The organism is Streptomyces sp. NPDC001443, assembly GCF_053597355.1.
Map to the genome: position 1 here is coordinate 111,012 of NZ_JBSFIA010000018.1, position 14,660 is coordinate 125,671.

Here is a 14,660-nt window from a genome sequence, read left to right on the forward strand (position 1 = left end):
ATAACTCCGAGGCTGTCGGTGCGGACCCCTATCGTGGAAGCAGTGGCCGAGGGACGACGTACGAGAGCAGGGCGATGGGCGCGACGGGCGGGATCAGTGAGATGCCAGACGTGACGGACAGCGAGGCGCTGGCCACGCTGCACCGGGTCTTCGGATACGGGGCGTTCCGCGGCGAGCAGGAAGCGATCGTCGAGCACGTGGTGGCCGGCGGGGACGCCGTCGTGCTGATGCCGACCGGCGGTGGCAAGTCGCTGTGCTACCAGATCCCGTCCCTGGTCAGACCCGGCACGGGCATCGTCGTCTCCCCGCTCATCGCGCTGATGCAGGACCAGGTGGACGCCCTGCGGGCACTGGGTGTGCGTGCGGGCTTCATGAACTCCACGCAGGGCTTCGACGAGCGGCGGACGGTCGAGGCCGAGTTCCTCGCCGGTGAGCTCGACATGCTCTACCTGGCGCCGGAGCGGCTGCGCCTGGACTCCACCCTGGACCTGCTCTCCCGCGGCAAGATCGCGCTCTTCGCGATCGACGAGGCGCACTGTGTGTCCCAGTGGGGCCACGACTTCCGCCCCGACTATCTCGCCCTGTCCCTGCTCGGCGAGCGCTGGCCGGACGTCCCGCGGATCGCCCTCACGGCCACGGCCACCCGCGCGACCCACCAGGAACTCACCCAGCGGCTGAACATGCCGGGGGCCCGGCACTTCGAGGCGAGCTTCGACCGGCCGAACATCCAGTACCGGATCGTGCCCAAGGCCGATCCCAAGAAGCAGCTGCTGGGCTTCCTGCGCGAGGAGCACGCGGGCGACGCGGGCATCGTGTACTGCCTCTCGCGCAACTCGGTCGAGAAGACGGCGGAGTTCCTGACCCGCAACGGTGTCGAGGCGGTGCCCTACCACGCGGGCCTGGACTCGGGCACGCGCGCGGCCCACCAGTCGCGGTTCCTGCGGGAGGACGGGCTGGTCGTGGTGGCGACCATCGCCTTCGGCATGGGCATCGACAAGCCCGACGTGAGGTTCGTCGCCCACCTCGACCTGCCCAAGTCGGTCGAGGGCTACTACCAGGAGACGGGCCGCGCCGGGCGCGACGGACTGCCCTCGACCGCCTGGATGGCGTACGGGCTCAACGACGTCGTCCAGCAGCGCAAGCTGATCCAGTCCGGCGAGGGCGACGAGGCGTTCCGCCGCCGGGCCGCCGCGCACCTGGACTCGATGCTGGCGCTGTGCGAGACCGCCCGCTGCCGCCGCGGACAGCTCCTCGCCTACTTCGGGCAGGAGCCGGACCCGGCGGGCTGCGGCAACTGCGACACCTGCCTGACCCCGCCCGAGACCTGGGACGGCACGGTCGCGGCCCAGAAGGTGCTGTCGACGGTGGTGCGGTTGCAGCGCGAGCGCGGGCAGAAGTTCGGCGCGGTGCAGATCGTCGACATCCTGATGGGCAGGCGCACCGCCAAGGTGATCCAGTTCGACCACGACCAGCTGTCCGTGTTCGGCATCGGCGAGGATCTGGCCGAGGGCGAGTGGCGCGGAGTCGTGCGGCAGCTGCTGGCGCAGGGGCTGCTCGCGGTCGAGGGGGAGTACGGCACGCTGGTGCTGACCGAGGACAGCGGCGCGGTGCTGCGGCGCGAGCGTGAGGTGGCGCTGCGCAAGGAACCGAAGAAGCCCGCGGCCGCGCGGACCGGCTCCTCCGGCCGGGGGGAGCGCAAACCGAAGGCCGCCGCGGCCGAGCTGCCGGAGGAACTGCTGCCCGCCTTCGAGGCACTGCGCGCCTGGCGTGCGGAGCAGGCCCGTGAGCAGGGGGTCCCGGCGTACGTCATCTTCCACGACGCCACGCTCCGGGAGATCGTCACCGTGTGGCCCACGTCCGTCGCACAGCTCGGCGGGGTCGGCGGGGTCGGCGAGAAGAAGCTGGCGACGTACGGGGAGGGCGTGATCGCGGTCCTGGCCGCCCAGGGCGGGACGGTGAAGGCGGAGTCGGCCCCGGCGGGCGACGCCCATCGGGGAGACACCGGTCACGGAGACGACGACTGGCCCGAGATGGACGCCGCACCGGAGCCCGACGACTGGATGTAGTCCGGGGCCCGAGGGGGACGCCGGACGAGGTCAGCTCAGAGCCGTCAGCTCAATGCCATCAGCTTGATGCCGTCAGCTCAGTGTCGTAAGCGCCGGGGCGAAGGTGATCAGCAGCGGGAGGAGCGGGACCAGCGCGGCCACCGTCGTCGTCAGGGCACGGTCCCTGCGGCCCAGGCGCGGCGGCGGCGCGAGCAGGCGGTCGACCCGCTCGCCCAGGAGACGGTGGCTGGAGGCGCAGGAGAGCACTCCGCGGTGCTGGTTCAGTTCGATGAGGGCCAGCGCGGTGGTCAGATGGCCGCAGCGGCGGGAGGCCGTGTCGTCGGCGGCGAGCTCCACCAGCCGGTGGGTCTGTTCGCAGAAGTGGGTGAACAGGGGGACCCGGGGGAAGCCGGTGGCCAGGGCCGTGGACAGATGCAGCAGCCAGTCGTGATGGGCGCGGGCGTGGTCGCGTTCATGGGTGAGGACGGCGTCGAGCTGGTGCGCGGTGAGCCGGTGCAGGGCTCCCGTGGTGACGACCAGCTGGGGCGGGTGACCGGGCAGCCACCAGGCGTCGGGGTACTCGTCCTCCAGCACCAGCAGCGGCCCCCGCGCGCCGGGCAGACCGGGCGGCAGATCGGGGGCGCGTTCGCGCAGCTGGGCGCGGGCCAGGCCGCGGCTGCGCCGGGCCTCGACCAGTTCGCGGGCCAGCATCGCCGTGGTCCAGGCGGCCCCGCAGGCCAGCAGCAGGGTGAGGGCGGTCGCCCAGGGCGGTGTGCCGGACAGGTCGTAGGCCTCGGTCACGGACGGCGGCGCGGGCGCGAAGACCCGGACGCGGACGGTGTGGAAGACGGCGGCGGCGCTCAGCACGAGCGCCGTCAGACAGCACAGCAGCACGGTGGCGACCAGGCACTGCCACACCCACAGTGCGACCACGGGTTCGCGCTCCGGCCATGCCGCGCGGGTCAGCGCACGGGGGATCGGTACGGCGGCGGCCAGGGCGACGGCGCTCAACAGGAGCAGGCAGACGGTCATGCCACGGGCTCCGGATCCTGATCGGAGGGGGTGGATGTCAGGGGCGTACGGGTGGGGCGGGGGCGGTGCGGCGGTGTGGCGGTGGAGTCGGCAAACGGGTCTTCGGGCGGTCCGGGCGACGCGTCGTCCGGCGCGTCGTGCGTCCACCGCCAGTATGGGGCGCCGGGCGCCGGAAGAGGGGTCCTTCGTCCGAGGTCCGGGGGAGGCCGAGGCCGGTCGTACCTCCCCGGCCTCGGCCTCCCCCGGCCCCGGCGCCTCGTGGCGTCGAACGGCGCGCACCCGTGCCGGTCAGTCGCGCGGCACCACGCGTCCGGTCACCTCTCCGAGACCCACCCGCAGGCCGTTCGGACCCGGCGCCCACGCCGTCATCGTCACCACGTCACCGTCCTCCAGGAACGCCCGCTTCCCGTCGGGGAGTTCGAGGGGGTCGCGGCCGTTCCAGGTCAGCTCCAGCAGGGAGCCGCGCTCGCGTTCGGTGGGACCGCTGACCGTGCCCGACCCGTACAGGTCACCCGTGCGCAGCGAGGCGCCATTCACGGTCATGTGGGCGAGCTGCTGGGCGGCGGTCCAGTACATGCCGGAGAACGGCGGCTCGGACACGACATGGCCGTTGATCGCGACGGAGATGCGCAGGTCGTAGCCGCCGGGTTCCTCGCCCGAGTCGTCCAGGTAGGGCAGCAGGGCGTGCGTGCGGGCCGGCGGTGCCACCCGCGCCTCCTCCAGCGCGTCCAGCGGCGTGATCCACGCCGACACGGAGGTGGCGAAGGACTTGCCGAGGAACGGGCCGAGCGGGACGTACTCCCAGGCCTGGATGTCGCGTGCGGACCAGTCGTTCAGCAGGCACAGGCCGAAGACGTGCTCCTGGAAGTCGCCGAGCGCCACCGGCCGGCCCGGCTCCGAGGGCGTCCCCACCACGAAGCCGACCTCGGCCTCGATGTCCAGCCGGACCGACGGGCCAAAGACCGGTGCCTCGTCCGTGGGCGCCTTGCGCTGGCCCGACGGCCGGACGACGTCCGTCCCCGAGACCACGACCGTGCCGGACCGTCCGTGGTAACCGATCGGCAGGTGCTTCCAGTTCGGGGTCAGGGAGTCCGCCGCGTCCGGGCGGAAGATCTGGCCGACGTTGCGGGCGTGGTTCTCCGAGGCGTAGAAGTCCACGTAGTCGGCGACCTCGAACGGCAGATGCAGGGTCACCGACGACAGCGGGTGGAGGAACGGCTCGACGACCTGCCGGTGGGCCGGCACGGTCACCCACCCGGTCAGCGCGCGCCGTACGTCGGACCACACGTTGCGGCCGGCCGCCAGCAGCGGGTTGAGGGTGGGCCGGGCGAGCACGGAGGCGTACGGCGAGCCGAGCGCCCGGGCCGCGGCCCCCGCGTCGAGGACGTGATCGCCGAGCCGGACACCGACCCTGCGTTCGGCGGAGTCCGAACCCGCGGGGGAGAAGACGCCGTACGGCAGGTTGTGCGGCCCGAAGGGATCGCCCTCGGGGACGTCGAAGGGGGGCATGGGTGCTGCCTCACTCTCGGATGCGTGCGGTGCTTTCCGTCTGTTTCATGCCACACGGTGCGTTCCATGTGGCCGCGCCACACGTTACGGCCGAGTTGGCTGTCTTGGGCAGTGTCTAAAGAGTTTGCAATGTCCCTTTTGGGGTTGTCGGAGTGGTCAATTCCGGCTTAGCGTCTTTTTCGGGACACGGACGGGGTGGGTCCGGTCCGTGGAGGGGGACACGTGGGGGGACCCGTGCCCATGGGCGGCGGCAGCGTGCCTTTACAGGCCGACGTCGGCGTGCCGGGCCTGATCGTCAAGTTCGGCGACTATCCGCTGCACCACGGCGGGGTCGGAGCGATCCGCAGTCTGGGCCGCCTGGGCGTCCCGATGTACGCGATAACCGAGGACCGTTACACACCCGCGGCGGCCTCCCGCTATCTGGAGCGGGCGTTCGTCTGGCCGACCACGGGCACCGAGGAACCGGAGTATCTGGTGGAGGGGCTGCTGCGGATCGGCCGCCGGATCGGCCGTCCCGCCGTGCTCGTCCCCACCGACGAGGAGGCCGCGGTCCTGATCGCCGAGCATCAGGAGGCGCTCGGCGACAGCTTCCTCTTCCCGCGGGTCGAGCCGGATCTGCCGCGCCGGCTGGCCAGCAAGCAGGGACTGCACGAACTGTGCGTGGAACACGGCGTCCCGAGCCCGTCGGCGGTCTTCCCGCAGTCCTACGACGACGTCGTCGCCTTCGCCGAGAAGGCCCGCTTCCCGGTCGTGGCCAAGAACCGCGAGGCGTTCGTGCGCCGCGCACGGCCTGCGGTGAACGGGACGACGAGGATCGCCACCCGTGAGGGCCTGCTCGCGCTCGCCCGCGACTGGGCCGGCCGTCCCGGCGACCCCGGGGTGATCCTCCAGGAGTACCTGCCGAGGGAGGAGGCGGAGGACTGGATCGTGCACGCCTACTTCGACCGGGACTCGACCCCACTGGCGATGTTCACCGGGGTGAAGGTCCGCTCCTGGCCGCCGCACGCGGGGATGACGGCGCATGCGTACGTCGTCGACAATCCGGAACTCGCGGACCTCGCCGCACGTTTCATCAAACAGATCGGCTTCACCGGAATCATCGACCTCGACCTGCGCTTCGACCGTCGCGACGGACAGTACAAACTCCTCGACTTCAACCCGCGCATGGGCGCCCAGTTCAGGCTCTTCGAGAGCGGGACGAGGGTGGACGTCGTGCGTGCCATGCATCTGGATCTGACCGGGCGTGCCGTTCCGGAGGGGGAACAGCGGGCCGGTCACCGGTATCTCGTGGAGAACATCGACCTGGCCGCCCTGCTCGCCTACCGCCGCAGCGGCTATACGACGCCGCACGCACCGGCGCGGGCGAGCGGCACGGAGCTGGCCTGGCTGGCGGGTGACGACCTGCGGCCGTTCTTCACGATGCTCGCGCGCTTCGTGCGGCCGGGCGCGAAACACCTGTATCAGCTGTGGCGCACCAACCGCCGCGGCGGCACCACCACGAAGTGACGAAGTGACGTCCTGGGGAGGGACTTCGTGAGCCGACCCGTAGCAGTCATCGGAGCCGGACCTTTCGGCCTTTCGACCGCCGCCCATCTGCGGGCGCGCGGTGTCCCCGTCCGCGTCTTCGGCGATCCCATGGTCAGCTGGCGCGACCACATGCCCGCGGGCATGCTGCTGAAATCGACGCCCGCGGCCTCCAGCATCGACGCGCCGCAGACCGGTCACACGCTCGGCGACTACTGCGACGCGGCCGGCATACGCCGGCTCGTGACGGACGAGGACATCATCCCCGCCGAGACCTTCATCGCCTACGGCGAGTGGTTCCAGCAGCGGCTGGTGCCCCGACTGGAGCGGGTGCGGGTGGTCTCCGTCGACCGCAGGGCCGGGGAACCCCGAGGCTCGGGCTTCGAACTGAAGCTGGACTCGGGGGAGTCGTTCGTCGCCCGCGCCGTCGTCGTGGCCACGGGCCTGGCCGGACTGTCCCACCTGCCGCCCGAGCTGACCGTCGCCGGGGCGGACGGGCCCTCGCCCACCGGCCCGGTCTCCCACAGCTCCCAGCACCACGACCTCGGCCGCTTCTCCGGCAAGGAACTCGTCGTGGTCGGCGCGGGCCAGTCCGCGCTGGAGACGGCGGCGCTGGCGGCGGAGGCGGGCGCGCGGGTGCGCGTGGTCTCGCGCGGCCATGGCCGGGTGGCCTTCGGCGCACCGCCGTGGAAGCAGCCGCGGCTGCGCCCCGAGTCCCCCTTCGGCCGCGCCTGGTCGCTGTGGGCGCTCAGCTACTACCCGCACCCCTACCGGTACCTGCCGGACCGGGCCCGCCACTATCTGGTCCGGCGCGTGCTCGGTCCGCTCGGCGCCTGGTGGCTGCGCGACCGCTTCGAGGGAAAGGTGCAGGTCACCGAGGTCGAGCGGATCGTCGAGGCGAGCACGGCGGACGGCCGGGCGACGCTGACCGTCGCCCCGCACTCGGGCGGCACCCACCGGCTGTCCGCCGACCACGTCATAGCGGCGACCGGCTACCGGGTGGACATGGCGGCGATGGACTTCCTGGGCCACCGGCTGCGTGCCGAGCTCGTGGTCAGCCGAGGCACTCCCGAGCTGGGCGCGGGCTATGTGTCGTCCGTACCGGGGCTGTACTTCACCGGCCTGCCGGCGGCGGCCTCGTACGGCCCGGTCATGCGGTTCGTGTGCGGCACCGAGTTCGCCTCCCCGCGGCTGGCGAAGCACCTGACGGCGGCCCACGGCTGAGCCGGGGACGAAAAAAGTTCCGCCGGTCTGTCACATCGCGCGCCTGCGTTCCGTCAGTGCGGTGAAGCGCGGTGACGGCGACACGTCACCGCGTACCGACACGGAAGACGCCCAGGAGGCACCACCATGCAGGCACGGATGAAGAACCCGGCGTACGTCCTCGCGGGAGCGTTGAAGGGGATCGGCTCCCTGACGCAGGCGATCGGGGAGAGCGGTCTGTCCCAGGAACTGTCGGAGATCGTGGGGCTGCGCGCCAGCCAGGTCAACGGTTGCAGCGCCTGTGTGCACGGGCACACCGTGAATCTGCGCAAGGCCGGCGCGAGCGAGGAACGCATCGCCTCCGTCTCCGCCTGGCGCGAGGCGCCCTGGTTCACCGACGCCGAGCGTGCCGCCCTGCAACTGACGGAGAAGGTCACCCGGCTCGCCGACCGGTCCGAGGAGTCGGTGCCGGACGCGCTGTGGGACGAGGTGGCCGACCACTTCGACGAGAAGGAGCTGTCCGCGCTGATTCTCACCATCGCGCTCACCAACATGTTCAACCGCATCAACACCACAACCAAGGAGCCCGCGGGCGTCACTTGGGGCTGAAACGCGGGTGAGTCGCGAGGGCGCGGGGTCCGTATTCTCTGATCATGGCCGCTCCCCTCGCGTTCTCACTCGTCGCCACCGATCTGGACGGCTCGTTGCTGCGCGGCGACGACACGCTCTCCGACCGGACCCTGGCCGCACTCGCGCGGGTGACCCGGGCCGGTGCCCGGCACCTCGTGGTGACGGGCCGCCCGGCGCCGAGAGTGCGGCCGCTGCTCGACGACATCGGCTGCGCCGGGCTCGCGGTGTGCGGACAGGGCGCGCAGTTGTACGACGCCGGCGCGGACCGGCTGCTGTGGTCGGTCACCCTCGACCGGGAGCTGGCCGAGACGGCCCTCGGCAAGATCGAGGCCGAGGTGGGGCAGGTGTACGCGGCCGTCGACCAGGACGGGGTCGACGGCCTCACGCTCATCGAGCCGGGCTATCTCATGCCGCACCCGACCCTGCCCGCGCTACGGGTCGGGCGGCGCGACGATCTGTGGTGCGAGCCCATCAGCAAGGTCCTGCTGCGCCATCCCACCCTGTCCGACGACGAGTTGGCGGCGACGGCCCGTTCGGTGGTGGGCTCGCTGGCGACGGTCACCATGTCGGGGCCGGGGACCGTCGAGCTCCAGCCGTGCGGCATCACCAAGGCGACCGGCCTGGCGCTGGCCGCCGAGCATCTCGGCCTGCGCGCCGAACACGCCCTGGCCTTCGGTGACATGCCCAACGACATCCCCATGTTCGACTGGGCCGCCCACGGCGTGGCGATGGCCAACGCCCATCCCGAACTCAAGTCCGTGGCCGACGAGATCACCTTGTCGAACGAGGACGACGGCATCGCCGTCGTCCTCGAAAGACTCTTTCCCGGAGAGATCTGACCGTCCCGGGCGGGGCCGGTCAGTAGGCGCCGAACACGTTGTCGATCGAGCCGTAGCGCTTGGCGGCGTAGTTGCAGGCGGCCGTGATGTTCGCGACCGGGTCGTAGATGTCGAACGACGTGCCGCCGACGTGGTAGGCGGCGAAGGTCGGGTCGATGACCTGGAGCAGGCCCTTGGACGGTATGCCCTTGGCCGCGTTGGAGTCCCAGAGGTTGATGGCGCGCGGGTTGCCGGAGGACTCCCGCATCACGTTGCGGTGGATCGCGTTGTAGCTGCCCGGGATGTGGTGCTGGGCCATGACCGAGAGCGACTGCCGGATCCAGCCGTCGAGGTTGTTGGTGTACTTCGGGGCCGCGGTCACGGACGCGGTGGTGGCCGCGGAGGCGCTGGTGGCGCCGAGGAGCGGCAGGGCGAGCACGGCGGCGCCGGTACCGGCGACGGCGAGGGTGCGGACGAATCGGGCGCGACGGCTCTTGCCGGCAGCGTGCATGGCGTGTTTCCTCTCCGGTGCCTGCGAGGTGAGCTGTCGGGTTCGGGCCGGGAGGTGCCCGTCCGCGTCGCCCTGCGGCGACACGGTTCAACCCCGAGCCGTTCCGGGCGCGATGCCCGGTCCGGCGGCTTACCTGGTTCCCCCGCTCCTGCCGTACGAGTGTGTTCGTCGGTGGTGTTGAAGGGCGGCGGCAGGATTAGGCGTCCGCCCGACTCGCCGGGAACGTATGCGAGAGCACATGTCCGAAACAAGCGACTGGTTCACACCTCGCCCTATTTGACCTTGGTCTGATGCATTTGGGGCACTTGATCCTTTGCGATCGCCAAGGCTCAACTCGCTTGCCGCGGAAGGGTGGCGGGGGTGGATGGTGGGTGCACCTATTTGTGGGCCAGAGTGAGCCAATTCACTGTTTACGCAGTCGATCGCATTTACCGCCAAGCGGAATTCCGTGATTAATGTCAGCGAATCGGACATAGAGGTAAAGAAGTAGCATTCTGGTTATGTCTGACGGGGTGTCGTCGGATCGCGCGGCGGGGGCGTGGGGTCGGTCGGGTGCTTCCGGTCGGCTTCCGCGGTGTGTCGACGGGCGTGGCCATGTGCGTAGAAAAGGGGTGAATGTCTGCCTTGTCGCCCATTCGGCAACATCTCGGGCATGAGCCGGTACCGTCTGGCCGGTAACCGTGGGGGCTATCGGTGATCGAAACGTGACCGGATACGCTGACTTGAGGTGGTGGCAGCGACCTATCGACAAACCGCGCAAGCGCCAGTGGACACCAGCAGACAGGAGACCCCTCGTGACCGTCGTCGGGCCGTTCGGGCTGAGCGTGCGGGACCAGGCTCTGGAAGCCGATGTCCAGGCCGGATTGGCGGCTGTCGAGGAAGGCTTGCTCGAGGCCACCAAGAGCGAGGTCCCCTTCATCACGGAGGCCGCGCAGCATCTGGTGCGGGCGGGCGGGAAGCGTTTCCGGCCACTGCTCGTGATGCTCGCGGCGCAGTTCGGGGACCGGTACGCGCCGGGGATCGTGCCGTCGGCGGTGGTCGTGGAACTGACGCACCTCGCCACGCTGTACCACGACGACGTCATGGACGAGGCCGAGGTGCGGCGCGGGGTGGACAGCGCGAACACCCGCTGGGGCAACGCCGTCGCGGTCCTCACCGGTGACTTCCTGTTCGCGCGGGCGTCGCACATCCTGGCCGACCTCGGGCCCGAGGCGGTGCGGGTGCAGGCGGAGGCGTTCGAGCGGCTCGTGACCGGGCAGATCCTGGAGACGGCGGGGCCGCAGGACGGGCGGGACCCGGTCGAGCACTACCTGGACGTACTGGGGGGCAAGACCGGATCGCTGGTGGCGGTGTCGTGCCGGTTCGGGGCGATGATGTCCGGGGCGGACGAGACGGTCGTGGACGTGCTGACGCAGTACGGGGAGCGGCTGGGAGTCGCCTTCCAGCTCGCCGACGACGTGCTGGACATCGCGTCGGACTCCCGCGAGTCGGGCAAGACCCCCGGCACGGACCTGCGGGAGGGCATCCCCACGCTCCCGGTGCTGCGGCTGCGGGAGCGGGCCGCACGGCTGGGGCTGGCGGAGGACATCGCTCTGTGCGAGCTGCTGGACTCCGACCTGAGTGACGACGCGAAGCTGACGGAGGCGCTGGCGGCACTGCGCGGACACCCCGCGCTGGAGCAGGCGCGCAAGGACACCGTGCGGTACGCGCAGGACGCGCGCGCCGCGCTGGCGCCCCTGCGGGAGTGCGACGCGAAGCGGGCGCTGGTGGAGCTGTGCGACGCCGTGGTGCACCGGGCCGGCTAGGCCCCGCCGGGCCGGCCCTGTCGTTCGGTCCCTGTTGTCCGGAGTCGTTCGGAGTTATTCCGAGTTGTTACGAGTTGTTCCGAGTTATTTGGAGTAGTTCGGATTGCGGTGTCGGGCGCGACCCCTACGGGTCGGGCGCGGCACCGCCTCTTCGTGTCATACCCCAGCAGTACGCGGAGTTGATCCCGCGGTCTGACGCTTCGACAGCCCCGATTTGGTGAGATGGACACAACGGAAAACACCACTCCTCACCGATTCGGGTGAGAATGGCGGCTCAGGGTGGGACCACGAGTGCGAGGACGCGCCGAGACGGACAGCCGCCGCCGACCACGGAGGTAGGGCACACATGGCACCGTACGAATCCGACGACAGCACGACCGGTGCGACCGGCACGACCGCCGGGGAGGCCGACGACCTGCGCTCCGGGCGTCGTACGGCCGCTCGGTACGTCGTTCCGGTCGCGGTGGTGGGGGTGGCCGCGGCGACCATCGGGCTCGTCCCGGCGCTCGCCTCCTCCGGGGACCCCGACCTTCCGAAGATCACCGCGCAGCAACTCATCGACAGGATCGCCCAGTCGGACGTGGAGCAGCTGTCCGGCACGGTGAAGATCACCACTGACCTGGGGCTCCCCGATCTCGGCGGGCTGGAGAGCGGCCTGCTTTCGGGCGCCACGGGCTCCGCCGGCGACGGGTCGAGCGCGGACCCGTCCGCCAAGCTGACCGAGCTCGCCTCCGGTACGCACACCCTGCGGGTCGCGACCGACGGCCCGGACCGGCAGAAGCTCTCACTGCTGGAGAGCGCCGCCGAGTACAGCGTCATCCACGACGGCAAGGACGTCTGGGGCTACGACAGCAAGTCCAACGAGGTCTACCACTCGACCGCGGACGACAGCGCGGCCAAGGGCGACAGCCGTGAGGAGCCGGTCCCGGCCACCCCCAAGGGCCTCACCGAGGAGGCCTTGAAGTCGGTCGACGACACCACGTCCGTGACCGTCGACGGCACCATGCAGGTCGCCGGGCGGGACGCGTACAAGCTGCTCGTCAAGCCCAAGCAGTCCGGCAGCACGGTCGGCGCGATCAGCGTGGCCGTGGACGCGAAGACCGGCCTGCCGCTGAAGTTCACGCTGACCCCGGCCGGTGGCGGTGCGGCGGTCGTGGACGCGGGCTTCACCCGGATCAGCTTCGCCGAGCCCGCCGCGTCGACCTTCGACTTCACCCCGCCCAAGGGGGCCAAGGTCACCGAGGGCGACGACCACGGACAGGGCCGGGAGAGCGGGAAGTCCCGCGACGACAGCGCGAAGGGCGACAACGGCGACAAGGGAGCCAAGGGCGACAAGGGCGCGCAGGGCCTCGAAGGCTTCCCGGGCCTCTCGGGTCTCACGGGCTCCGACGGTCCCGGTGAGACCAAGGTCATCGGCGAGGGCTGGACCTCCATCGCCACCTTCGACTCCGGCAGCAAGGGCGGTCTGCCCACCGGTTCCGCCGACGGCGCCGCCGGTGCGGCCGGCGACCTCGGCGGCTTCCTCGGCTCGCTCGGCGACAAGGTCACCGGCAAGTTCGGTTCGGGCACGGTCTTCTCCACCCGTCTGGTGAACGCCCTGATCACGGACGACGGCAAGGTCTACGTCGGCGCTGTCACCAAGGGCGCGCTGGTCAAGGCGGCCGACGCCGGCCACTGAGGCGGGTACGACGAAACGAGGGAGCCGATGGACGAGCCGTCCGCCACGCAACCGCCGCCACGGGACGCGGATGCCGACGCGCATGCCGGTGCCGTGGTCATCGACACCCGCGGCCTGACCAAGCGCTACCGCGGCGGACAGCTCGCCGTGGACGGTCTCGACCTGACCGTCCCGGCGGGCAGCGTCTTCGGCTTCCTCGGCCCGAACGGCTCAGGCAAGACCACCACCATCCGCATGCTGATGGGGCTGATCGCGCCCACCTCGGGCACGGCGCGGGTGCTGGGCCGGCCCATGCCCAGCGCCTCGCGCGTCGTGCTGCCGCAGGTCGGCGCGCTCATCGAGGGCCCCGCCCTCTACGGCTTCCTCTCCGGTCGCGACAACCTGACCAGGTACGACGCCGCCGACCCGACGGCCGACCCGCGCACCCGGCGTACCCGTGTCGCGCAGGCGCTGGACCGGGTGGGCCTGTCGGCCGCGGCGGGCAAGAAGGCGAGGGCGTACTCCCTCGGCATGAAACAGCGGCTCGGTCTGGCGGCGGCGCTCCTCCAGCCGCGCCGGCTGCTCGTCCTGGACGAGCCGACCAACGGTCTCGACCCGCAGGGCATGCGGGAGATCCGGACCCTGGTGCGGGAACTGGCCTCCGACGGCACGACCGTCTTCCTCTCCTCGCACCTGCTCGACGAGATCGAGCAGGTATGCACCCATGCCGCGGTGATGGCGCAGGGGCGCCTCGTCACCCAGGGGGCGGTCTCCGACCTGGCCGCGGGGGCGCGCGGCCGACTGGTGGTGACCACGCCCGACCCGGGCGACGCGGCCCGGGTGCTGAAGGAGCAGGGCGTCGGCGACATCGTCGTGGCCGAGGACCGGGTGACCGGCGAACCGCCGGAGAGGGATCTCGCCGAGGTGAACGCGGCACTGGTGACCGCCGGTGTCCGGGTACGTGGCTTCGGGGTCGAGCGGGCCTCGCTGGAGGACGCGTTCGTGGCCCTGACGGGGGAGGGGTTCGATGTCGCGGGTTGAGGCGGCCGTCCCGGCCGGAGCGGTGGACGTCCCCCGCAGGCCCGGCCCGTTGTGGACCTTCGGCCTGCTGGGCAGCGAACTGGTGACCACCTTCCGGCGCTGGCGCACGCTCGCCCTGCTGGGTGTGCTGGCGGCGGTGCCGGTCCTGGTCGGGATCGCGGTCAGGATCGAGACCGGCGACGGGTCCCCGGCCGGCCGCGGAGGCGGCGGCGGGCCGGCGTTCATCTCGCAGATCACCAACAACGGGCTGTTCCTGGTGTTCACGGCGCTGGCCGCGACGCTGCCGTTCTTCCTGCCGATGGCGATCGGGGTCGTCGCGGGCGACGCGATCGCGGGCGAGGCCAACGCCGGGACGCTCCGCTACCTGCTGGTGGCGCCCGCCGGCCGCACCCGCCTGCTGCTCACCAAGTACGCGACCACGATCGCCTTCTGCCTGGTGGCCACGCTCGTCGTCGCCACCTCGGCGATGGTGGTCGGGGCGCTGCTCTTCCCGCTCGGTGACCTGACGACGATCTCCGGCACCCGGATCACGTTCGCCGAGGGCCTGGGCCGGGCGGCGCTGATCGCCTTGGCCGTCGCCGCCTCACTGGTCGGGGTCGCGGCGCTCGGCCTGTTCGTCTCGACCCTGACCGGCAGCGGCATCGCGGCCATGGCGACGACCGTGGGCCTGCTGATCACCGTCCAGATCCTCGACCAGATCCCGCAGCTGCACGCGATCCAGCCGTACCTGTTCTCGCACTACTGGCTGTCCTTCGCCGACCTGATGCGTGAACCGGTCTACTGGGACGACCTGGTGAGGAACCTCGGCCTCCAGGGGCTGTACGCGGCGGTGTTCGGCACCGCCGCGTGGGCCCGCTTCACGACGAAGGACATCAGCACCTAGCT

At 71.2% G+C, this 14,660-nt stretch carries 12 protein-coding genes; 9 read left to right on the forward strand and 3 right to left on the reverse strand.

Annotation, left to right across the window (positions count from 1 at the left end; all coding sequences use genetic code 11):
- Positions 1-74 precede the first annotated feature (74 nt).
- On the forward strand, positions 75-2,066 hold the full coding sequence (gene recQ / locus ACWC24_RS20305; protein WP_450664211.1) for a DNA helicase RecQ: 1,992 nt from the start codon (positions 75-77) through the stop codon (positions 2,064-2,066).
- A 72-nt stretch (positions 2,067-2,138) separates the two neighbouring features.
- Here recQ and ACWC24_RS20310 read toward each other — a convergent pair whose 3' ends face one another.
- Together ACWC24_RS20310 and fahA are read right to left on the reverse strand one after the other, a co-directional pair.
- Complete coding sequence (locus ACWC24_RS20310; RefSeq protein ID WP_450664212.1) at positions 2,139-3,077, reverse strand: M56 family metallopeptidase; 939 nt, start codon at positions 3,075-3,077, stop codon at positions 2,139-2,141.
- A 288-nt stretch (positions 3,078-3,365) separates the two neighbouring features.
- A complete protein-coding gene (fahA, locus tag ACWC24_RS20315; RefSeq protein ID WP_450664213.1) occupies positions 3,366-4,586 on the reverse strand; it encodes a fumarylacetoacetase in 1,221 nt (406 codons plus the stop codon).
- A gap of 240 nt (positions 4,587-4,826) precedes the next feature.
- Between fahA and ACWC24_RS20320 the strand changes: the two genes are divergently transcribed.
- The 4 genes from ACWC24_RS20320 (at position 4,827) to ACWC24_RS20335 (ending at position 8,782) form a co-directional block, all read left to right on the forward strand.
- Positions 4,827-6,092, forward strand: a complete 1,266-nt coding sequence (locus ACWC24_RS20320; RefSeq protein ID WP_450664255.1) for a carboxylate--amine ligase — start codon at positions 4,827-4,829, stop codon at positions 6,090-6,092.
- Between the two features lie 27 nt (positions 6,093-6,119).
- Entirely contained in the window at positions 6,120-7,334 is a 1,215-nt protein-coding gene (locus ACWC24_RS20325; RefSeq protein WP_450664214.1) for an FAD-dependent oxidoreductase, read from the forward strand.
- A gap of 126 nt (positions 7,335-7,460) precedes the next feature.
- Positions 7,461-7,922, forward strand: coding sequence for a carboxymuconolactone decarboxylase family protein (locus ACWC24_RS20330; RefSeq protein WP_450664215.1), 462 nt, complete (start codon positions 7,461-7,463; stop codon positions 7,920-7,922).
- 44 nt (positions 7,923-7,966) lie between these two features.
- A complete protein-coding gene (locus tag ACWC24_RS20335) occupies positions 7,967-8,782 on the forward strand; it encodes an HAD family hydrolase (protein WP_450664216.1) in 816 nt (271 codons plus the stop codon).
- Positions 8,783-8,801: 19 nt separating this feature from the next.
- On the opposite strand, the gene ACWC24_RS20340 is transcribed toward ACWC24_RS20335, so the two are convergent.
- Positions 8,802-9,272, reverse strand: a complete 471-nt coding sequence (locus tag ACWC24_RS20340; protein ID WP_450664217.1) for a transglycosylase SLT domain-containing protein — start codon at positions 9,270-9,272, stop codon at positions 8,802-8,804.
- A 794-nt stretch (positions 9,273-10,066) separates the two neighbouring features.
- Between ACWC24_RS20340 and ACWC24_RS20345 the strand changes: the two genes are divergently transcribed.
- The 4 genes from ACWC24_RS20345 to ACWC24_RS20360 all read left to right on the forward strand — a co-directional run bounded on the left by ACWC24_RS20345 (position 10,067) and on the right by ACWC24_RS20360 (position 14,658).
- Positions 10,067-11,077: a polyprenyl synthetase family protein gene (locus ACWC24_RS20345; RefSeq protein WP_450664218.1), complete on the forward strand. Its 1,011-nt coding sequence runs from the start codon at positions 10,067-10,069 to the stop codon at positions 11,075-11,077.
- Positions 11,078-11,423: 346 nt separating this feature from the next.
- Positions 11,424-12,755 (forward strand): LolA family protein, encoded by a 1,332-nt coding sequence (locus tag ACWC24_RS20350; RefSeq protein ID WP_450664219.1) that lies wholly within the window; start codon positions 11,424-11,426, stop codon positions 12,753-12,755.
- 27 nt (positions 12,756-12,782) lie between these two features.
- Positions 12,783-13,775 carry an ABC transporter ATP-binding protein gene (locus ACWC24_RS20355; protein ID WP_450664220.1) on the forward strand — a complete coding sequence of 331 codons (993 nt, stop codon included), beginning with the start codon at positions 12,783-12,785 and terminating at the stop codon, positions 13,773-13,775.
- Complete coding sequence (locus ACWC24_RS20360; protein WP_450664221.1) at positions 13,762-14,658, forward strand: ABC transporter permease; 897 nt, start codon at positions 13,762-13,764, stop codon at positions 14,656-14,658. Before ACWC24_RS20355 ends, ACWC24_RS20360 begins: the two co-directional genes overlap by 14 nt.
- Positions 14,659-14,660 lie beyond the last annotated feature (2 nt).

What these genes read in the sequence shown, in the direction of transcription:
- ACWC24_RS20340 (WP_450664217.1), bottom strand. Translation starts at nt 9,272, where the DNA reads ATGCACGCTGCCGGCAAGAGCCGTCGCGCCCGATTCGTCCGCACCCTC.
- ACWC24_RS20330 (WP_450664215.1), top strand. Translation starts at nt 7,461, where the DNA reads ATGCAGGCACGGATGAAGAACCCGGCGTACGTCCTCGCGGGAGCGTTG.
- ACWC24_RS20320 (WP_450664255.1), top strand. Translation starts at nt 4,827, where the DNA reads ATGGGCGGCGGCAGCGTGCCTTTACAGGCCGACGTCGGCGTGCCGGGC.
- ACWC24_RS20310 (WP_450664212.1), bottom strand. Translation starts at nt 3,077, where the DNA reads ATGACCGTCTGCCTGCTCCTGTTGAGCGCCGTCGCCCTGGCCGCCGCC.
- recQ (WP_450664211.1), top strand. Translation starts at nt 75, where the DNA reads ATGGGCGCGACGGGCGGGATCAGTGAGATGCCAGACGTGACGGACAGC.
- ACWC24_RS20335 (WP_450664216.1), top strand. Translation starts at nt 7,967, where the DNA reads ATGGCCGCTCCCCTCGCGTTCTCACTCGTCGCCACCGATCTGGACGGC.
- ACWC24_RS20355 (WP_450664220.1), top strand. Translation starts at nt 12,783, where the DNA reads ATGGACGAGCCGTCCGCCACGCAACCGCCGCCACGGGACGCGGATGCC.
- ACWC24_RS20350 (WP_450664219.1), top strand. Translation starts at nt 11,424, where the DNA reads ATGGCACCGTACGAATCCGACGACAGCACGACCGGTGCGACCGGCACG.
- ACWC24_RS20360 (WP_450664221.1), top strand. Translation starts at nt 13,762, where the DNA reads ATGTCGCGGGTTGAGGCGGCCGTCCCGGCCGGAGCGGTGGACGTCCCC.
- fahA (WP_450664213.1), bottom strand. Translation starts at nt 4,586, where the DNA reads ATGCCCCCCTTCGACGTCCCCGAGGGCGATCCCTTCGGGCCGCACAAC.